This is a genomic window from Fusibacter sp. (assembly GCF_057447755.1).
This window is the reverse complement of record NZ_JBVBZF010000033.1, coordinates 1-19,812: the sequence shown is the minus strand read 5'-3', so window position 1 is coordinate 19,812 and position 19,812 is coordinate 1. Positions and strand designations below refer to the sequence as shown.

Genomic DNA, 19,812 nt, shown 5'->3' with positions numbered 1-19,812 from the left:
ATGATGTTTTTAACAAAAAAGTTAAGGTGCTTATTGGACAATGAATCAAAGCAGAGGACAGTGAAAGAGCTTGCCACATAGGCAAGTAAAAATTCTATAAATGACCCCTTAAATAGAAAGATAAAAAAGCCACCAGCCATGCCACTAAAGAAAAAACGTGTCCACTTTGAAAAAGTGGGGGTATTGCTCAGTGCTTCTAAAGCAATTTGAGCATCTTTGGCAGTCATGTCACTGTTTGTGAACTGACGTGAAAAAGCGTTGGTACGGTCTATAATTTCGAGGTCGATGCCCTCGCCGTGTATGCGCTCTAATATGGTAGTAGGGTGGTTGTCTATATTTGCTGAAACGATGATGCCTGTTGGGATCACGAAAACATGAACATCTTCGAGGCCTCTAGATTCAATCATTCTCTTGACCGTGTCTTCAACACGATAAGTCTCTGCACCATTTGTCAGCATGATATTGCCAGCCTTAAGTGCAATATCCACGATGCTTTTTTGTTCATTCTGTATAATCATAATAGGTTCCTTTTCTTATTTTAATCGACTTCTAATGTTGGCTTAACTTAATTTGAATTATTAACTGGTATTATGAAACCATGAAAAGCGTGATTAAGGGTAATTTACCCTAGATATTATACCACGAAAGCGAAAGGAGCGTCTCATATGTTAACGTTTATTCTTAGTCTATTTGTCATTATGATGTTTATGAAAATTTTATTCCACATCGGCTTCGGGATAACAAAATTGGTCTTTAGTCTGATTGGTATGGCCTTGTTTTTATTCTTTATTCCAATTGGATTGGTCTTGCTTGTACCAATATTTGGTATAATGGCGATAATGTTTTTGTTAAAGCTTGTATTTTAAAAATACCCCTTCTAAATCCTCTTAAAGTTTGATAGAATATTTTCATGAAAGCACTTATTTAAAGTGCTTTATTTTTTTGAAAGAAGGTAAGTCTTGAATACTGAAAAAATACAGATTATAAGTGAAGTTAAGGACATCAGAATAGATTCTTTTTTGTCCGATGCGCTCAATGATCTCTCGAGAAACTATATACAAAAATTAATTGGCAATGGGCACGTCATGCTCAATGGTAAAATTTTGGATAATAAAAAAGTCAAAGTCGCCATTGACGATCTCATCGAGATTGATATCCCAGAGCCTGAACTATTAAGCATAAAAGCAGAAAATATTCCCATTGAGATTGTTTATGAAGACGAGGATTTGTTAGTGATCAATAAGCCCCAAGGCATGGTGGTTCATCCTGCACCGGGTAACTACACCGGCACCCTAGTAAATGCCCTAATGGCCACGACGGAAAAACTGTCTTCGATCAATGGGGTTATTAGACCGGGGATTGTACATCGAATAGACAAGGATACTTCAGGCCTACTTATGGTTGCCAAAAATAATAAGGCACATGAGTTTTTAGCAGCACAATTAAAGGATAAGACCTCTTTGAGAGAGTATTATGCTATTGTAAATGGTGTTATTAAACAGGATTCTGGTACAATTGACAAACCCCTAGCTAGAAATCCCAAGGATCGCAAGAAAATTGCAATTGTGGCCGATGGTAGGCAAGCAGTGACACACTTTGAAGTCTTAGAACGATTTAAGTACCACACACTCGTCAAACTCAAGCTCGAAACTGGCAGAACGCATCAAATTAGAGTGCATATGGCATCTATTGGTTTTCCCCTTTTGGGTGACCCGCTTTACGGTGTGAAATCTGAGCGTGTCAAGTATGAAGGCCAGGCCTTACACGCTAAAACTTTGGGATTTATACACCCAACCACACACGAAATGATGGTTTTTGATTCTGAGCTACCTGAATATTTTATCACTCTACTCAATAAGTGTAGAAGTTTATAGGAGGAGAAACATGGAGTTTAAGGCAAAAATATTAGATGATAAAGCGATTGATAGAACCTTGACACGCCTTGCACATGAAATTATTGAGAGAAACAAGGGCATAGACAACTTGGTTTTAATTGGCATAAAATCCAGAGGTGTTCCTTTGGCAAAAAGATTATCTGAGAAGATCGAAATGATTGAAGGCAAGCCTTTAATGGTAGGCAATCTAGATATTACTATGTATCGTGACGACTTGTCTTTAAAGAGTTATCAACCTGATGTGAAGGGGCTTGACGTTGATTTTGAAATTGACGGTAAGATTGTTATTCTTGTGGATGATGTAATTTATACAGGTAGAACTGTACGTGCCGCAATGGATGCGATTATAGATTACGGTAGACCAGCATCAATTCAACTTGCTGTTTTGGTTGACAGAGGTCATCGTGAACTACCGATTAGACCTGATTATGTCGGTAAGAACGTCCCAACTTCAAGCAAGGAAATCGTTAAGGTTAAGGTGCTGGAAGTGGACGATAGCAATGAGGTTGCTATTTATCAAAAGTTATAGAGCAAAATAGAGCATAACTGTTTTGAGACATCGAAAGATGTCTCAAATGTTATTATAAATCATTAGTTTTCACCCAGTTTTGAGCAAGAATTTTCAAAAACGGTTAGGTACGGCAAAACTAGGTTTTGGTCTTAAATGATTATCTATAATTGTAGAGGAGGTGTGTTCCTTAATATGTCAATGGAAGCGAATTTTATAGAAGTACAAAATCTCGTGAAGTATTTTGGCGATTTTCAAGTACTTAAGGGCATAAATCTACATGTCAAACAGGGAAGTGTCTATGGGCTGATTGGTCCTAACGGTGCTGGTAAGACGACTTTGATTAAACATATTGTAGGTTCCTATAGACAGGATGAAGGCGCTGTTTTGATTGACGGCAAACCCGTTTATGACAATGGAGACATCTTAAAACGGATTGCCTATATTTCAGACGACCTTTACTTCAATACGACTGATACAGTGAAACAGCTCTCTAAATTTTATAAGAAGATTTATCCTTTTTTTAACGAGAACAGATATGAGCTCCTAAAATCCATGTTTGAGATTGATGAAAATCATTTGATCCGAAAGATGTCCAAGGGGATGAAGAAGCAAGTGGCTTTTTGGCTTGCGATATCCAGTATGCCAGATATCATGATTTTGGACGAACCTGTAGATGGGCTTGATCCTGTAACCAGAAGACGTGTTTGGTCCTTAATCGTTCAAGACGTGGCCGAGCGGGGCACCACTGTTCTGATTTCTTCGCATAACCTAAGGGAGCTTGAAGACGTGTGTGATTATGTTGGTATACTCCATAATGGCACTTTGCTGATAGAGAAGGATTTAGACGAGCTTAAGACCGATATCCATAAGATTCAAACCTCATTTGAATTAGAGGCTGATGAAAGTCAGCTTGGTACTTGCAAACTCCTGTACAAAAGTACCCTTGGTTCAGTACATAATTATATTATTAAAGGGGATAAAATTAAAATTATGGATTGGCTCAACCTCTATAAGCCAAGATTTATAGACATGCTACCCTTGACCTTGGAAGAAGTCTTTATTTATGAAATTGGAGGGGATGGCTATGAAATTAAAGAAATCATTTTATAACAGCCATATTATCAGACATGAGCTTACTTACTTTGGATGGATAGGGGTCCTGTATATCATTTTCCTCTTTATGACCGGCCCTGTTGCTTCTTTATCTGGTGAAGAAAAATTTACCCTTTACATGTTGTCTCTACTTAATTTTGATTCACCGCTACACCAGTTTACGATTATCATATTTCCTGTAGCGCTTGGCCTGTTTCAATTTAAATATCTACACAGTCAGGTTCAGATCTCTAGGATTCACAGCTATCCCTTCTCGAGATACGAATGGCTAGGGTCCAAACTCATAACAGGTGTGTTCATTTTGTTTTTGCCACAGATGTTCTTTGCACTTTTCACAATCGTGTTTTATCCATCAGCCGAAGCAATTGGCCTTGAGATTATTCATAGCCCGCTATCCTTTATGGTTTTGAACTGTCTTTATATGGTGAACTTGTACTTGTTTTCTGCCTTGATTTCAATTATGACTGGATTTACCATTGCTGCGAGTTTGATCACACTTATTTTTTTCTCAGTACCATATGGTCTGTTGACTTTAATATACAGCAACTTGGAAATGACTCTAAAGGGATTTTATTACAATAGTCAGTTTTTAGAACTGGTGATTTTGAAGCTGTCACCCTTGACCCTGTTGTTTGAACTACCTGCCGATAAAATTACCAACATGACTTATTTTAGCCTATTGACCTTCACCGTGATTTTTACAGGGTCGATTTTTCACCTCTATGCCATGCGCAAAGATGAAATGGCAGGCGATGTTTTAGCATTTCCAGTTTTGAAGCCGGTTTTCACAATGGGGGTTACAATATGCAGCGCCTTTGTTGGTGGAACTTATATTTCAGTAATTTATGGTACTGAGACAGCACTTTTTGTAGGCTACATTATTGGGGGGACTCTGGGTTACTACATCTCACGAATGATTGTAGATAAGAGAGTCAACGTGTTCCGTAAATACGTCAAGGGCTATGCTTTTGTACTTATGGGCATTATAGCCTTCCAAAGCATCTTGTGTTTTGATATCACTGGTTTTGAAGGTAAGGTGCCAAGTGTAGACAAACTTGAATCCGTGATTTTAGAACCCATGTTTTATTCACAAAATAATGATAAACATATGGTATATGCCCTACCAGAAGATATGGAAACCGTTAGAATGATCCATCAAAAACTTGTGGATGAAGAGGTTAAAAGTGACCATGGCAAACGGTTTTATATACAATATAACCTCAAAAATGGTACTAAGGTAAAGCGTCAGTATACCATAGAAGAGTTAAGGTATAAGCCTCTTTTTGAAGCCCTCTATAGCTCTGAAAGCTATAAAAAGCAAACCTATGATATATTTAACTTAAAAGCTGAAGACATTTCGATGGCGCTCATTGAAAGCAACGAGTTTTGGAACAATCGAGAGAAGATCGAAAGTGAAGCAGACATGACCAAGATGTTGACACTTTTAAAACAGGATATACTGGACGCCAATGCAGAAGATTTGGTCTTTAGTCGTTATGACCAAGCGCATATTGTTTTTTATGACAACCGAATGAACATTAATGTGAATGTTGCCACAAACAACAGCCTTGAGGGTGATGACCTTATGGCCTATGACGATACGGATGATCGCGCCATCCTGGTAGATGTGCCGTTGAACTCCAAGTTCGCCAGAACCAAGGCGTGGCTTGACCAAATCGGTATACTTTCAAAAGTTGCACTCAAGCCGGAAGCCGTTAGCTATATTGTCTTAGAGGAGGTTGGCCTTAAATCTAATGCGACAACTGCCATTAATACGGAGTCCAATACCATAAACATCACAGACCCTGCTTGGATCAACATCATACTTGAGCATATGTCTTATGGTGAATACTTTGATATTGATGAGCCATATTTTGTCGTTGGTGTTGGTCTCAAGGAAAAGCTTGATGGGATGGTATATGCCTATGTTCAAAAAAAAGACCTCCCCAATGAAGTCTTAAACTTGTTTGAGTAATTTGACTATTCTTGCTCAAAGTACTAATGATATATAAAAACATTTGAGCTATCTCACCATGTCTCAAACCAATTTTCGCTGACGCTGTTTGTGGCTGAACATTCCTCATCACAGCTTTTGGCTCAAATTTTGTTGTATATAATAAAAAGCCCTCCTACATAAAAATAGGGGGCTTATTTTTGTTTAAATTTCTTTGTAATCGACTTCTTCCACTTCATCAGAATCGATATTGATGACCACACGACCATTTGTTGTAGTGGTATGAGGTTTTGATTCGGTTGAATTGTAACGGTAGAATACGGTTTTCTTTAGGGGCTTCATCAACTTGCCCTGATAGACGATGACAATACCAAAAGCTAAGATGACAATGCCTAATATCATCATAACAGTCGCAAGTGCTGCTTTGGAATTGACAATTGAAAAGACGCCAAGCAAAATCATTGCAATCGAAGATAAAATGATGTTGTCGGATTTACGTCTGGAATAGAGGAGTAGGCCATTAAAACCACTCAGGATAAAGGCAATGCCTATAATCATAAGAATATAATCTGGATTCATAAATGCATAAACGCTCATTAAAAGTAATGAAGCGCTTAGGAATGTTGTGGTGATGCTCCTTAAGAAAAAGGAGAAAGTCAAGCCATAAAATCCGATTATCATCAAAAGCAATGTGATGAATTTGATAGCAAATACACCGACTGCTGTTGGAAACGCTATAAGAAAGGCTCCGATAACACCTAGTGTTATGCCCGTCCATTGAATGCCATTTAATTTATAATTGTGTTCCATGATCTCACCAACCATTTTTTAATTTGTTATATTAATGTTAGTATAAGCCAAAAATATGAATATAGTATTAACAAAAAAGCAACTTAAATAAAATATGTTCAGTGTGATTTCGCTGCAATGAGTTCGGTAACCAAATCAAAATACTTGAATTTGGTAGGAATACGTTCAGTGTTGTAGAGCCAACTGAGTAAATTGTCCATATCATCAAAATTAGGCAATTTAAAGGTCGTATCAAAGGGCATTTCTGAAAGCTGAATTTGAGCGGGAAGGTTGAAATACTTGTCAATTAAATGATTGTAATGTTTAAGGGATTTATTTTCAGCGGTGTCATTAATCTCAGAAATCATCTGTTCAACGAGTTCAATATCGCCAGCTTCAATGGCCTTATTGATGGCCAGTACAGTAAAGCTGGCGCGAAGACCACTCATCTTTTGGATGAGTTTTGTGTTTTGGCTGAGTAAATAATCACTATAGGGTGATGTAAAAACGCCAAAATCAAGGGTGTTATCTTCAATAAAGGACACGCGCTTAAGTGGATCGTTTATGACAACTTCGTCCATGGAGAGCCCAATCACATTTTGGGCCTGTATGGTCAAATCCAAAAAATACTCGCATTGGTTGTAATTATAGATGCCCATGGCAGCGGCCTGAACATCGTTTAGCTTGCTTACGGTGTTGTTGTTTTTCGAACTGATTAGATAGAGCTCTTTATAGGTGCTAGAAACAATGACAAAATCTGATAATGATTTCAGGGAGACGATAAATGTAGAGGGTTCACATAAAAAACCATCCAAATACCCGATTTTGGCATCGTAGAGCATGGCGTTCTCGTTTAGGTATACGATTACTTCAATAGGTCGATCCAATGATTTGAAACCACCTTGATCGTAAGCGTCAATTATCGGCAAAGAAGCGGTTTCTGATAATACACCTATTCTTATAGTGTTTTCAAGACGATTTTCGTTATAGAGAAGGCCACCAACTGCTAGTAGCACAACTAAAATGACCACAATATATTTTATTTTCATAAATTAACCTCAAAATATTTTGTCTAAGACTTTTTATGGGTTTCAAAATTATCGTTTGAGTTGATTAATCACTTGCTCATCTGGTGTAACATATAGGGTTTTGTTTTGAACATAGATTACCATACCGGGTTTTGCACCATTGGGTTTTGAAACATTTTTAACCAAAGTATAATCCACAGGGACGTTTGAAGATTCACGGGCCTTTGAATGATAGGCAGCAATAATTGCCGCTTCAATTAAAGTCTGTTCAGGAACATCGCTTCCCTCAGTGCGAATGATGACGTGAGAACCAGGAATAATTTTAGTATGGAGCCAAAGATCCTTGTTTGAAGCAATTTTTGTAGTGAGTTGATCGTTTTGCTTGTTGTTTTTACCCACGAGGATTTCAAAACCGTCACTTGAGACAAATCGTTTGAAAATCTCCTTAGTGGGCTTGGTCTTTTGTTTGGTCATTCTTGACTTTACAAAGCCTTCTTCCATAAGCTCTTGTTTGATACTTAATAGATCTGATGGCTCATCTATGTTATTTAGCAAGGTGAGGACTTGATCTAAATAAGCCACTTCCTGATTAGTCTCTTCAATTTGAATTTTAAGCTCAAGTCTAGCAGTCTTGAGTTTGTTGTATTTTTTGAAATAACGCTGTGCGTTTTCTGATGGATCAAGTCTGATGTCAAGGGGAATGTCAATGGGTTCGTTTGCTTGGCTGTAGTAGTTCTCAAGTGTCGCAACATTCATGCCTTTAGAGAGTCTATAAATGTTGGCTAAGATGAGTTCGCCTTGAATCTTATATATTTCAGAGTTTTCAGCAGTTTCAAGCTCCATTTTCAATTTGTTTAGCTTGGATTCAGACCGTTCAAGTCTTTGAGCAACAGTCTTCTTTAGGTCGTTTGCCCTTTGGTGGTTTTTGAGTTGTTTATTTTGTGTGCTGTAATACAAATCCACAGCGGCATTTAGAGAATCTGCCTCGTAAATGTGATCATAGCCCTTAAGCGAATCTAAGAAGTAAAGCTCTCTTGGAATATCAAAGGCGTCATAATAGACGTAACCGATCTTTCCCAGATGGTCCCTAAAATTAATAAGCCCTGCTATAATAGCATCTACTTCTCTTGGCAAAAGTTGGCCAATGGGCAAGTCAAAGGAAAGGTCTGCTTGGTTTAAAACGGTCTTTGAAGCAAGAGGGCTGAAACCTTCTACGATCTCGTAGAGTGCCTTAAAACATTTTGTTTGTGGTGCGGTTTTGACTTTGGCGTCTAAGGAAGCCTTAAATTCAAGTTCCACTTGATCAAGTCGTATTTTATCGGATTCTAGAAACTCGTATTTAAGTCCAGGTAATACGGATCTCACACGGCTCATATCAGGCGTGATGCGCTTTATGCTATCAATGATTGTGAAATCTTCCTTGGTTACAATCAGATTTGAGTGCTTGCCCATGATTTCGATGATGAGCTTCTTGCGTTCAAGTTCACCGAGTTCGTTTTTTGCTTCTATTTCAAGAACCACCACTCTTTCGTTGCCATGTTGAGTCATGTTGAAAATGCGACCGCCGGCAATGTGCTTACGAAGTAGCATACAGAACATGGGTGGTGTTTGAGGGTTTTCTTTCTTTTGTGTGGTCAGGGCGAAATAGGGCAGGGCACTTTCCACAGATATGAACAGGGTGTAATTTTGGTCTTTCCCTCTGATGATTAAAGAGAGTTCGTCCTTTTCAGGCTGGTGTATTTTATCTATTCGGGCACCGATTAATAAAGGTGCGAGTTCTTTAACGAGTTGACTTACAAATATGCCGTCAAATGCCATGTGTTGCCTCCTAATTGCAAAAGTTGATTTGAAAAAAGTATAACACTTCTCTTAAAAAAGATAAAGTTTTGATTGTTTTATGAACCCTTTGAGGTGTATATATGTTATATTATTAATAAGAGATTTATCGTTCGGTAGAAGGTTGTCACAAGAGGGCGATCTATGTTATAATCTAATGATGTACAAGTATATGGAGGTAGCAATGATTTACAGCATGACAGGCTTTGGCCGTGGCGAGTTTTCAAATGAAGCATTTGATATAACCTTGGAGATTAAATCCGTTAACAATAGATATTGTGATATTATCGTTAAGATGCCAAAGAAACTTAATGTCTTTGAAGATCGAATCAAGAATAAAATCAAGGAACACCTGTCAAGAGGGCGTATTGATGTCTATATTAATTTAGATGAAAAATCATACGATAACTACGAAGTAACCGCTAATTTTGATATTTTAGATAAATATGTAAATGTCTATAGAGAAATTAAAAATAGGTATGAAATCAAGGATGATGTAACCCTTAGTATGTTGACGCGAATTCAAGAGGGTATTGACGTCTCTTATCTTGAAAGAGGTGAAGAGGAGTATTGGGCTGCAATTGAACCTGCACTCAATATTGCCGTTGAAAGAATATTGGAAATGCGTGAGCAAGAGGGGCAAAAGCTCAAAGAAGACATCAATGAGAAGACAGAACACATCAGAGTGATTCTCGGTAAGATTGAAGCCTTATCACCACAAATTCTAGAGGCCTATAGACTTAAGACAAAAGACCGCGTAAGTGAACTCCTAAAAGAGTTGAACGCTGATATTGATGAGATGAGATTGGCAAATGAGCTTGCGATATACGCTGATAAGACCAACATCAATGAGGAAATTGTTAGAATCCATTCTCATTTAGGACAAATCAATAATATTTTGGAGGCATCTGAACCAATTGGTAGAAAGCTTGACTTCTTAATTCAAGAGCTCAATCGTGAAGTAAATACCATCGGCTCTAAGTCACCTGATATAGATATTTCAAATCTTGTTATTGATTTGAAGAGTGAAATTGAACAAATTAGAGAGCAGATTCAAAACATTGAATAAGGGAGCGTTTATGAACCAAAAGGGCTTATTAATCGTTGTATCTGGACCTTCTGGTGCGGGGAAAGGCACGATTTGTAAAGAGTTAATTTCTAGAGACAAGAGTGTCATCGTATCGGTTTCAGCAACCACAAGACAACCGAGAAACGGTGAAATTGAAGGTGTGAGCTATCATTATTTAAACCGTGATCAATTCGAAGAGATGATTCAGGCAGACGGATTTTTAGAACATGCCAAGGTTTATGATAATTATTATGGCACGCCAAAGAAATTTGTTGTAGATCATATTATTAATGGTGACAACGTTTTACTTGAAATTGACATTCAAGGTGCGCTTCAAGTAAAAAAGAAATATCCGGAAGGCATATTTGTCTTTGTATTGCCGCCTTCTATGAAAGAGCTTAAAAATCGAATTGTAGGTAGGGGCAGTGAAACGCCTGAATCACTTGAGAAGAGATTATCAAGTGCCTATAGTGAGATTGAATATATTAAGAACTATGATTACTTTATCGTAAATGATAAGGTGGATCATGCCACAGATATTCTGCAATCTATAATTTTAGCTGAGAAGTGTAGGGTTGCTGCTGATATAGAACAAATTGTTTGCAAATTTAAGGAGGAAACAGAAAATGCTTAATCCATCTATTGATGACTTAATCGAAAAAACAGGAAACAGATATGCGCTTTGCATTATCGCGTCAAGAAGAGCGAGAACAATTATTGACGGCGAAGATGATGTATATGATTTTGATGCAGAAAAACCATTATCAATTGCGATTCAAGAAATCATAACTGATAAAGTTGAAGGTTTACATGTTGTAACAGAGTACGCATCAGAGGAAATTAGATTATTCTAAGTTTAATATGAAAGCCAATTAAGTGCATCCTATGTTTTCATAGGGTGTATTTTAATAGCATTTTTTATAATTTTAATTTGACGAGTTAAGTGATTTTAGGAGGTATTCTTATGAAACTTCACGGAAAAAATATAGTTTTAGGTGTAACTGGTGGTATTGCTGCTTATAAAGCGGCAGATGTGGTCAGCCGTTTGAAAAAGCAAGGCGCCAATGTCTATGTAATCATGACTCAAAATAGCACACAATTTGTAAGTGCATTAACCTTTCAGTCCTTGTCACAGAATTATGTGGTGACAGATATGTTCGAAGACCCAAAGACATGGGATGTTGAGCATATTGCGCTTGCTAAAAGAGCAGACTTGTTCTTAATCGCACCGGCTTCTGCAAATGTCATCGGCAAAATTGCTCACGGCATTGCCGACGATATGTTGACAACAACCGTTATGGCTACAGAAGCACCGGTTTACTTGGCAGTTGCAATGAACACAAAAATGTATGAAAATCCTATTTTACAAAACAATTTATCCATCTTAAGAAGTTATGGCTATCATGTGATCGATCCGGGTTCAGGACGATTGGCGTGTGGTGATGTTGGGGCCGGCAAGCTCGCCGATCCAGAAATTATCGTGGATGAAGTGATTCAATATTTTGAAAATGCAAAGTCAGCAGAGGAACCTAAAACACTTGCTGGTAAAAAAGTGCTGGTGACAGCGGGACCAACGCGTGAATCCATAGACCCTGTCCGCTATATCAGTAATGAGTCAAGTGGTAAGATGGGCTATGCGATTGCAAGGGTCGCTCATGATATGGGTGCTGAAGTAATACTCGTCAGTGGTCCGACATCGATTAAGGCACCAGAGGGTGTCGATTTGATACCTGTGGTTTCTACTCAGGACATGTTTGATGCTGTAATGGCCAATTCTTCAGTGGATGTGATCATCAAGGCAGCAGCACCAGCTGATTATAAACCTGCACAAATGAGTCCTGAAAAAATCAAGAAAAAGGATGCTTCAATGTCCATAGAAATGGTTAAAAATCCAGACATATTAAAGACGCTTGGCCAAATTAAAACCCATCAGGTTTTAGTGGGGTTTGCAGCTGAGACACAAAATCTCAAGACCTATGCACTCTCTAAGCTCAATGAAAAAAATCTCGATTTTATTGTGGCAAATAATGTTGCAGAGAAGGGTGCGGGTTTCGATGTGGATACCAACATCGTTACAATCTTTGACAAAGACGGAACTGAAGCAGCGTATGACTGTCTTGAAAAGGATCAGGTAGCACGCATTGTGCTGGATCGAGTTGTGAAAAAGCTGGCTGAGAAATAGGTCTTAAATTTTCAATGATGATCAAAACTAAAATTTACAAAAAATAACGAGGCGAAAATGTTTGCAAATATTGCCATTTTAAGAAATGCACAAAATTTAGATCAATTGTTCACATACGGGATTCCTGAAAAGTATCAGACTTACGTAAAAGCAGGCATGAGGGTCTTGGTGCCATTTGGAAATTCAGGTCAAGTTGAAGGCATTATCATAGAGTGCAAAGACACTTTAGAAAATCCGCCTGAATTCACCATTAAGCCTTTGCGCCATGTGTTTGACGACGATGTTTATCTAAGTGAGCTTGATTTAAAGGTTGTTGATTACATCAGAGGGCAATATCTATGTTCCTATACTGAAGCCTTGCAGCTATTTTTGCCATCTGGGACCATGACCAATCAGCTCAAGCGATACAGGGTAACAGAGCTGGGTTTAAGTCATAAAGAGGAACTGAGTGACAAGGAACTCGTAATTTTTAGTCAAATTCAAGCCTTTGATTCGCTTGAGTTTAACCAGATAGAAGTCAGTTTTTCTGAAAAAGTGAAAACACAAATTTTAGGAAAACTCACCGCTAAAAATTGGCTGGACTTGCAGTATGACTATGAAGATGTGGTCAAGGATCGATATGTGGAGGAAATCCATGTGGTTGGTGACCTTGAAGCCTATCTACCGACGATTCCCAAACGCTATACCGCCCGGGTAAAACTCTGTGAGCTTTTAATTGAAAATCCGATTATTGAAAAGACCAAGCTGGTCAAGACATATAAAATAAGTCGAAACGTTATCGACAAGTTCCTTGAAGAGGGGCTAGTTGAAATCGAACTCAAAGAAGATCGTAGAATGCCTGCCTTCATGACAGCCATAGAAAGCAAGAAAAATATAGCACTTAATGAAGAACAGCAGAATGTCTATGAGCAGATTATCAAAGCGTATGAAGCCGGGGTACAAAATGATTTTCTCATTCACGGTATCACTGGTAGTGGTAAAACAGAAGTTTATGCGGAATTAATTGATTATATGATTCAAAAAGGGAAAAAGACCATTCTTTTGGTCCCTGAAATTTCACTGACACCACAAATTGTGTCGCGATTCGTGAGTCGATTTGGAAAGGATCGCATTGCCCTTTTGCATTCGAAAATTTCTAATGGGGAAAAACACGACCAATGGAAGGGTATCAGACGTGGCGACTATGACATGATTATAGGGGCGCGTTCTGCAGTGTTTGCACCTACAGACGACATCGGACTGGTCATCATTGATGAGGAACACGAAAACTCTTATCGGTCTGAAAAGCGTCCAAGATATGAGACTTATGAGATTGCAAAGCTTAGAGCATCTTTAACAGGTGCTTTACTGGTCGCTGGTTCAGCGACACCTGCCTTGGGATCTTACTACGATGCTCAAATTGGCAAAAGACAACTTCTAGAACTTAAGAAAAGGTACAACAATCAGGCCTTGCCTGTGATGGAAATTGTTGATATGAGACGTGAGCTCGAAGAGGGCAATATGTCCATATTAAGTAGAAGGTTGTTTTCTGCCATTGAAATGCGCCTTGAAAGAGGTGAACAGAGCATCATCTTTCTCAACAGGAAGGGGCATTCGACTTTTGTTTCATGTAGAAGCTGTGGCTTCACCATGGCATGTCCTAATTGTGATGTGACCCTGACTTATTTTAAGACTGAAAAGTCAGTTAAGTGTAATTACTGTGGCTATGAGTCCTTTGTGCCTAAAAAATGTCCTGAGTGTGAAAGCCAGTATTTTAAATACTTTGGTGTAGGAACTGAAAAGGTTGAGGAAACCTTAAAGAAGTATTTTAGAAATGCCAGGATTGCCAGAATGGATCGAACCACCACTTCAAGAAAGGGTAGCCTCGAAGCCATGATAACGGATATTGAGACTGATAAAACGGATATCCTCATTGGTACCCAAATGGTGACAAAGGGCTTTGACTTTAAAAACGTCACCTTAGTAGGCATTCTATCTGCAGATTTGATGTTCAATTTCCCAAGCTACCAAGCTTCAGAACGCACCTATCAGTTGGTAAATCAGGTTGCAGGTAGAGGTGGAAGAGGCGAAAAGCCAAGTGAAGTTATTCTTCAGACCTATACACCCGACCATTATGCAATTAACATCTCAGACTATGAGGCTTTTTTTGATGTGGAGATGAAATATAGAGAAATGAGACATTACCCACCGTATTTTAGATTAATTAACTTATTAATTACTTCAAAGACAGAAAATACGGCAATGCAGTATGCCCAAAAGGCCCATACATTTCTCATTAAGAATTTTTTAAAAAAAGATTTACAAAATAGGATAGAATTATACCCAGCATCTCCTGCATTATTAAAGAAGATAGATGGACTTTACAGATGGCAGATCCTGATAAAATGTCCGCCAGACCTGTTGAACTTAATCACAAGATATTTTAAAATATTAGAAGAAGAATTTACAAAGATTGAAGCATGTGGTCTGCAAATAGACCTTGATGCCAGAAATATTTTATAGGAGGCGCATTATGGCAATTCGCACCATTAGATTAGAACATGATCCAATACTTAGAAAGTTGTCTAAAAACGTCACAAAATTTGACGAGAAGCTTGAGGTTTTGGTGAACGATATGATTGATACCATGCATGATGCAGAAGGCGTAGGTCTAGCAGCACCACAGATTGGTATTTTAAAACGCGTTGTAGTCATTGATTTATATGACGATGAAGGGCCTTTCGAGCTCATAAATCCAGAGATTGTTGAGATGAAGGGCGAGCAATGCAATTTTGAGGGTTGTCTTAGCATTCCTGGAAAAAGTGGCAAGGTTGTAAGACCTGAATATGTAAGGGTCAAATTTCAAGATGTTTATGGTGATTTCTATGAAATTGAAGGCGAAGAACTGTTGGCAATTGCCCTTTGCCATGAAATTGACCATTTAAATGGTATTCTCTACACGGATAAACAAATCGAAGAATTAGAAGAGGCTTAATTGATGAAAATAATTTTTATGGGAACACCTGAATTTGCAGTTGGCACCTTAAAGGCTTGTATCGAACATCATGAAGTGATTGGTGTGTTCACACAGCCTGATAAACCCAAGGGAAGGGGCAAGCAAATGTCCATGCCTCCTGTTAAAGAAGTCGCCCTGGAACACGATATTCCAGTTTTTCAACCCGAGAAAATCAAAAAGGGAGATTGGACGGCACTTATAAAAGACTTAAACCCTGACTGTATTGTCGTTGTGGCATATGGTCAAATTTTGTCAAAAGAGATACTCGACATTCCTAAATACGGTTGTATCAACGTTCATGCATCTTTATTGCCAAGGCTTAGAGGTGCAGCACCGATTAACTGGGCGATTGTAAATGGTGACAAAGAATCTGGTGTTACCACAATGCTCATGGATGTCGGTCTCGATACTGGCGATATGCTCTTGAAGGATGTCATAGAAATTGATTCGGAAATGATTGCAGGTGAGTTACACGATCATCTTGCATCTATGGGTGCCCTGCTTTTGATAAAGACCTTAAGGGGACTTGAAGAGGGCAGCATAAAGCCTGAAAAGCAGGATGAGGCATTGGCAACTTATGCGTCCTTGTTAAATAAGGATTTGGCAAAAGTGGATTGGCAAAAGCATGCAAGTGAAATTAACAATCTCATTAGAGGCTTTAATCCTTGGCCTATAGCCCATACGCTCTACCAGGACAAGACACTAAAAATATTCAAAGCCAATGTCCTTGAAGAGAAAGACTTAGTTGAAAACGAGCTTGAAAACTATAAAGATAAAGCGAATGGTACAGTCTTTGCCGTTCGAAAGAACAGCATTTTGGTGAAAGCAGAATCATCTATTTTAGAACTTCTTGAAATTCAGTGGGGAAGTGGAAAACGAATGGCATGTGGTGCTTTTTTACTTGGTCATAATATTGAATTAGGGACTCGATTAAGCTAGAGGAGGTAATTATATGTACTATTACGGTGGCGGTGGCTATTTTATTTTATTTTTATTAATGATCGTTGCGTTTTTCGCAAACATGGGCGTTAAAAATACATTTAACAAATATCATAAGATTAGAAATGCCAGAAACCTCACAGGTGCGCAGGCTGCTGAGCAAATTTTAAAAAGCAATGGGATTTATGATGTTAGAGTAGAGCGCGTTGGCGGCTACTTATCAGACCATTATGATCCAAGAGCAAAAGTCATTAGACTTTCTGAACCTGTTTATGACAATCCATCTGTAGCGTCTGTAAGTGTTGCTTGTCATGAGGCCGGTCACGCCCTTCAACATGCTGAAGGTTATGTGCCTCTATCCCTTAGAACAGCAGTTCTTCCAGCGGCACAGCTTGGATCACAAGCGCTTTGGCCCTTGTTTATTGCAGGTATGGTACTTTCGATGCCTTTTCTTGTAAACATCGGGATCTTGTTTTTCAGTTTTTCTGTGGTCTTCCAAATCTTGACTTTGCCAGTTGAGTTTAATGCCAGCTCAAGAGCACTTAGAATGATGAATGAATATGGTATCTTGGTGGACGAAGAGAACAGTCATGCAAGAAAAGTACTGACAGCAGCTGCCATGACATATGTTGCTGCAGCAGCGATTGCAATTGGACAACTCGTGAGAATGCTCTTGTTATCTAACAGAAGAAACTAATAATGTAATTTGATTAAAATGGCTGATTTATAGGGCGTAGAACTTGTAAATCAGCCTTTATTGTATACAACAAAATATGAGCCGAAAGCTGTGATGAGGAATGTTCAGCCTCAAACAGCGTCAGCGAAAATTGTTTTGAGACATCGAGAGATGGCTCAATAGTTGTTTATGTGGGATACAAATTTAGCCACTGTTTTATTAAGTTTATTTGATAAAAATCCAATTATGGTTATCAACAGGGGTGAATTTTGATATAATTAGGGTTAGTTTATTAAAAGAGAAATGGGTGACTTATGAAAGTTAATGCAAGAAAAATGGCCCTACGTATACTGGGGCAAATTGATACTGACAAATCGTTTTCACATATTGCACTAAATCGCTACTTTGAACAATATGACATTGACTCAGTAGACCGTAGATTTATCAGCTATTTAGTGCTTGGTATATTAGAAAATAAAATCCTGTTGGATTTTTACATTAGAAAGCTGTCACGTCTGAGATTTGGAAAAATTCATCACGAAGTTGTCAACATCTTAAGAATGGGACTATACCAAATCGAATTTATGTCGAAAGTGCCTGATTCTGCAGCAGTGGATGAATGCGTAAAGCTCGCAAAAAAAATCAGTGCAGAACAAGGCAAATATGTCAACGGCGTTTTGAGGACCTTTATCAGAGACCGAGACAAGATTGAATTTCCAAATGCCAAACGTCATCCGGCGACTTACCTCAGCATTGTTTATTCACATCCTGAGTGGCTCGTTGAAAGATGGATTGAGCAATATGGTCAGTCCTTTACGGAAACCCTCTTAAAAGCCAATAACAAGAGTCCGGATTTGGTCGTTAGGGTAAATCCTTTAAAAATTACTAAAGAAGCACTAAAGACGAAGTTGGATGAGGCGGGGATTGTATATGAGGATTCCAAATACATCAAGGATGCCTTTGTCATCAAATCACTCAATGAATTGTCTATAGATTCAGTGCCGGGCTTCAAGGAAGGCTATTTCCAAGTTCAAGATGAGAGTTCCATGTTTGTTGGCATCTTAGCCGATGTCAAAGAAAATCAAGTGGTGCTGGACGTCTGTTCTGCCCCTGGTGGTAAGTCTACCCATGTGGCTCAGTTAATGAAAAACACGGGTACTGTTTATGCGAGAGACCTTCATGAACACAAACTTGAACTCATTAACGAAAATGTAAGAAGACTTGGTCTTGAAAATATTAAGGTTCAGGCGCATGATGCACAATTGTTTGACAAGACACTTGAGCACATGGCAGACGTAGTCCTTGTAGACGCACCCTGTTCAGGATTTGGCATCATTCGAAGAAAACCCGACATTAAGTATAACAAAACCCTAGAGGAACTCACTGCCTTATCAGAACTTCAAAAGAAGATCTTAAGTACGGCATCAGAGTATGTAAAAGATCAAGGCACATTGCTTTACAGTACGTGTACTTTAAACACTGAAGAAAATGAAGCAGTTGTCAATTGGTTCTTGGCCCACCATCCTAAATTCAAGTTGGATGTAGATCAAGGCATTAGATTATCTTCAAACAATATAGAACTCTTAACCGATAAGGGGGCAGCACTTGTATCAAATTCGGAGATGCTGACACTTTATCCAAATCAACATGGAACAGATGGCTTTTTTATTGCAAAAATGATTAAATTTGAATAAGAGGTGTTGAATGAGGGCATTTGCGCAAACAGATGTAGGAATGAAAAGGGATAACAATGAAGATTTTGTTTTAGTAAACGAAGCGCTAAGACTATATATCGTCGCAGATGGCATGGGTGGTCACAATGCTGGTGAAGTGGCGTCAAGAATCGCTTGTGAAACCATAGAATCGGCTGTAAAAACCAAAGTAAACTTCGATTTCGAAAAGGATATTGAGGGCATTTTGATTGAAGCAAATCAGGCGATTAAAAATCATGGGGTTCACAATTCTGAGTTTAGTAACATGGGCACCACTGTGGTGGTATGTTATATCGATGATGAACGATTACATGTGGCCAATGTTGGTGACAGCAGGCTTTATATGGTTAATGAGGAGACGCTGCATCAGATTACCAAAGATCATTCTTTAGTGGCTGAGCTCTTGAAAATCGGTAGCATCAGTGAGGCTGAAGCGGTTAATCACCCAGATCGAAATATCATTACAAGTGCTCTTGGTATTGATGACAAGTTTGACTTCTATCAAACTTCTATACCTTATTTTGAATATAAACACATTCTGCTCTGTACAGATGGTTTAACCAATATGTTAAGTAAAGAGGAATTATTTGAAATCATTAAGAACAATGAGACGGATGTCATTCCTAATAAAATGATTGAATCGGCAAATGAAAACGGTGGTTTTGACAATATCACTGTCATTTGCATAGAATTGTAAGGAGGATATTCATGACGAGTATCATTGGAACTATTTTAGACAAACGCTATGAAATCATGGAAAATGTGGGTTCAGGCGGGATGGCTACTGTTTATCGTGCTAAGGATTTGATTTTGAATCGAATGGTGGCTGTTAAAATATTAAAAAGTGAACTTAGCAATGATGAGGAGTTTGTTACTAAGTTTGAGAAGGAATCTCAATCTGCAGCAAGTTTATCTCATCCTAATATTGTAAACATCTTTGATGTGGGACTTGATCAAGGCATGCACTATATCGTCATGGAGCTTGTTACAGGGAACACACTAAGAGACTACCTCAATAAAATGCACGGCTTCATGCGTGAAGAAGCTGTGATTAACATATCGCTTCAAATTGCTTCAGCCTTAAATAATGCCCATCAAAACAACATCATTCAT

The 19,812-nt window shown here is 38.4% G+C and carries 20 protein-coding genes; 16 read left to right on the top strand and 4 right to left on the bottom strand.

Annotated elements, in window-relative coordinates; genetic code table 11:
- A partial coding sequence (locus AC220I_RS07480; protein WP_486723190.1) for a threonine/serine exporter family protein occupies positions 1-518 on the bottom strand: 518 nt, incomplete at its 3' end.
- A 147-nt stretch (positions 519-665) separates the two neighbouring features.
- Here AC220I_RS07480 and AC220I_RS07475 point away from each other — a divergent pair.
- From AC220I_RS07475 to AC220I_RS07455, 5 genes are all read left to right on the top strand, one after another.
- Entirely contained in the window at positions 666-866 is a 201-nt protein-coding gene (locus AC220I_RS07475; RefSeq protein WP_486723189.1) for a hypothetical protein, read from the top strand.
- A 93-nt stretch (positions 867-959) separates the two neighbouring features.
- Entirely contained in the window at positions 960-1,874 is a 915-nt protein-coding gene (locus tag AC220I_RS07470) for an RluA family pseudouridine synthase (RefSeq protein ID WP_486723188.1), read from the top strand.
- Positions 1,875-1,884: 10 nt separating this feature from the next.
- Complete coding sequence (gene pyrR / locus AC220I_RS07465; protein WP_486723187.1) at positions 1,885-2,424, top strand: bifunctional pyr operon transcriptional regulator/uracil phosphoribosyltransferase PyrR; 540 nt, start codon at positions 1,885-1,887, stop codon at positions 2,422-2,424.
- A gap of 174 nt (positions 2,425-2,598) precedes the next feature.
- Complete coding sequence (locus tag AC220I_RS07460; RefSeq protein ID WP_486723186.1) at positions 2,599-3,516, top strand: ABC transporter ATP-binding protein; 918 nt, start codon at positions 2,599-2,601, stop codon at positions 3,514-3,516.
- Positions 3,491-5,494: a DUF6449 domain-containing protein gene (locus AC220I_RS07455; RefSeq protein ID WP_486723185.1), complete on the top strand. Its 2,004-nt coding sequence runs from the start codon at positions 3,491-3,493 to the stop codon at positions 5,492-5,494. Before AC220I_RS07460 ends, AC220I_RS07455 begins: the two co-directional genes overlap by 26 nt.
- 183 nt (positions 5,495-5,677) lie before the next feature.
- Here the strand turns inward: AC220I_RS07455 and AC220I_RS07450 are convergent, their stop codons facing one another.
- The 3 genes from AC220I_RS07450 to AC220I_RS07440 all read right to left on the bottom strand — a co-directional run bounded on the left by AC220I_RS07450 (position 5,678) and on the right by AC220I_RS07440 (position 9,108).
- The gene (locus AC220I_RS07450) at positions 5,678-6,283 is read right to left on the bottom strand and encodes a DUF308 domain-containing protein (RefSeq protein ID WP_486723184.1); all 606 of its coding nucleotides are present in this window, start codon (positions 6,281-6,283) and stop codon (positions 5,678-5,680) included.
- Positions 6,284-6,381: 98 nt separating this feature from the next.
- Positions 6,382-7,311 carry a hypothetical protein gene (locus AC220I_RS07445; RefSeq protein WP_486723183.1) on the bottom strand — a complete coding sequence of 310 codons (930 nt, stop codon included), beginning with the start codon at positions 7,309-7,311 and terminating at the stop codon, positions 6,382-6,384.
- A 48-nt stretch (positions 7,312-7,359) separates the two neighbouring features.
- Complete coding sequence (locus tag AC220I_RS07440; RefSeq protein ID WP_486723182.1) at positions 7,360-9,108, bottom strand: Rqc2 family fibronectin-binding protein; 1,749 nt, start codon at positions 9,106-9,108, stop codon at positions 7,360-7,362.
- A gap of 202 nt (positions 9,109-9,310) precedes the next feature.
- On the opposite strand from AC220I_RS07440, the gene AC220I_RS07435 reads away from it, so the two are divergent.
- The 11 genes from AC220I_RS07435 to AC220I_RS07385 form a co-directional block, all read left to right on the top strand.
- Positions 9,311-10,195, top strand: a complete 885-nt coding sequence (locus AC220I_RS07435) for a YicC/YloC family endoribonuclease (protein WP_486723181.1) — start codon at positions 9,311-9,313, stop codon at positions 10,193-10,195.
- A 10-nt stretch (positions 10,196-10,205) separates the two neighbouring features.
- Complete coding sequence (gene gmk, locus AC220I_RS07430) at positions 10,206-10,829, top strand: guanylate kinase (protein ID WP_486723180.1); 624 nt, start codon at positions 10,206-10,208, stop codon at positions 10,827-10,829.
- Positions 10,822-11,049, top strand: coding sequence for a DNA-directed RNA polymerase subunit omega (rpoZ, locus tag AC220I_RS07425; protein WP_486723179.1), 228 nt, complete (start codon positions 10,822-10,824; stop codon positions 11,047-11,049). Before gmk ends, rpoZ begins: the two co-directional genes overlap by 8 nt.
- Positions 11,050-11,159: 110 nt before the next feature.
- On the top strand, positions 11,160-12,377 hold the full coding sequence (gene coaBC / locus AC220I_RS07420; RefSeq protein ID WP_486723178.1) for a bifunctional phosphopantothenoylcysteine decarboxylase/phosphopantothenate--cysteine ligase CoaBC: 1,218 nt from the start codon (positions 11,160-11,162) through the stop codon (positions 12,375-12,377).
- 57 nt (positions 12,378-12,434) lie between these two features.
- Complete coding sequence (gene priA, locus AC220I_RS07415) at positions 12,435-14,879, top strand: primosomal protein N' (RefSeq protein ID WP_486723177.1); 2,445 nt, start codon at positions 12,435-12,437, stop codon at positions 14,877-14,879.
- A 10-nt stretch (positions 14,880-14,889) separates the two neighbouring features.
- Complete coding sequence (gene def, locus AC220I_RS07410) at positions 14,890-15,351, top strand: peptide deformylase (protein ID WP_486723176.1); 462 nt, start codon at positions 14,890-14,892, stop codon at positions 15,349-15,351.
- Between the two features lie 3 nt (positions 15,352-15,354).
- On the top strand, positions 15,355-16,311 hold the full coding sequence (fmt, locus tag AC220I_RS07405; RefSeq protein ID WP_486723175.1) for a methionyl-tRNA formyltransferase: 957 nt from the start codon (positions 15,355-15,357) through the stop codon (positions 16,309-16,311).
- Between the two features lie 13 nt (positions 16,312-16,324).
- Positions 16,325-17,008, top strand: a complete 684-nt coding sequence (locus tag AC220I_RS07400; protein ID WP_486723174.1) for a zinc metallopeptidase — start codon at positions 16,325-16,327, stop codon at positions 17,006-17,008.
- A gap of 293 nt (positions 17,009-17,301) precedes the next feature.
- The gene (gene rsmB / locus AC220I_RS07395; RefSeq protein ID WP_486723173.1) at positions 17,302-18,681 is read left to right on the top strand and encodes a 16S rRNA (cytosine(967)-C(5))-methyltransferase RsmB; all 1,380 of its coding nucleotides are present in this window, start codon (positions 17,302-17,304) and stop codon (positions 18,679-18,681) included.
- 10 nt (positions 18,682-18,691) lie between these two features.
- Positions 18,692-19,396, top strand: a complete 705-nt coding sequence (locus tag AC220I_RS07390) for a Stp1/IreP family PP2C-type Ser/Thr phosphatase (protein ID WP_486723172.1) — start codon at positions 18,692-18,694, stop codon at positions 19,394-19,396.
- Between the two features lie 11 nt (positions 19,397-19,407).
- The coding region (locus AC220I_RS07385) for a protein kinase domain-containing protein (RefSeq protein ID WP_486723171.1) at positions 19,408-19,812 on the top strand (405 nt) is incomplete at its 3' end.

Coding starts and splice junctions, on each gene's coding strand:
- AC220I_RS07475 (WP_486723189.1), top strand. CDS start 666: ATGTTAACGTTTATTCTTAGTCTATTTGTCATTATGATGTTTATGAAA.
- pyrR (WP_486723187.1), top strand. CDS start 1,885: ATGGAGTTTAAGGCAAAAATATTAGATGATAAAGCGATTGATAGAACC.
- AC220I_RS07460 (WP_486723186.1), top strand. CDS start 2,599: ATGTCAATGGAAGCGAATTTTATAGAAGTACAAAATCTCGTGAAGTAT.
- AC220I_RS07455 (WP_486723185.1), top strand. CDS start 3,491: ATGAAATTAAAGAAATCATTTTATAACAGCCATATTATCAGACATGAG.
- AC220I_RS07450 (WP_486723184.1), bottom strand. CDS start 6,283: ATGGAACACAATTATAAATTAAATGGCATTCAATGGACGGGCATAACA.
- AC220I_RS07445 (WP_486723183.1), bottom strand. CDS start 7,311: ATGAAAATAAAATATATTGTGGTCATTTTAGTTGTGCTACTAGCAGTT.
- AC220I_RS07440 (WP_486723182.1), bottom strand. CDS start 9,108: ATGGCATTTGACGGCATATTTGTAAGTCAACTCGTTAAAGAACTCGCA.
- AC220I_RS07435 (WP_486723181.1), top strand. CDS start 9,311: ATGATTTACAGCATGACAGGCTTTGGCCGTGGCGAGTTTTCAAATGAA.
- gmk (WP_486723180.1), top strand. CDS start 10,206: ATGAACCAAAAGGGCTTATTAATCGTTGTATCTGGACCTTCTGGTGCG.
- rpoZ (WP_486723179.1), top strand. CDS start 10,822: ATGCTTAATCCATCTATTGATGACTTAATCGAAAAAACAGGAAACAGA.
- coaBC (WP_486723178.1), top strand. CDS start 11,160: ATGAAACTTCACGGAAAAAATATAGTTTTAGGTGTAACTGGTGGTATT.
- priA (WP_486723177.1), top strand. CDS start 12,435: ATGTTTGCAAATATTGCCATTTTAAGAAATGCACAAAATTTAGATCAA.
- def (WP_486723176.1), top strand. CDS start 14,890: ATGGCAATTCGCACCATTAGATTAGAACATGATCCAATACTTAGAAAG.
- fmt (WP_486723175.1), top strand. CDS start 15,355: ATGAAAATAATTTTTATGGGAACACCTGAATTTGCAGTTGGCACCTTA.
- AC220I_RS07400 (WP_486723174.1), top strand. CDS start 16,325: ATGTACTATTACGGTGGCGGTGGCTATTTTATTTTATTTTTATTAATG.
- rsmB (WP_486723173.1), top strand. CDS start 17,302: ATGAAAGTTAATGCAAGAAAAATGGCCCTACGTATACTGGGGCAAATT.
- AC220I_RS07390 (WP_486723172.1), top strand. CDS start 18,692: ATGAGGGCATTTGCGCAAACAGATGTAGGAATGAAAAGGGATAACAAT.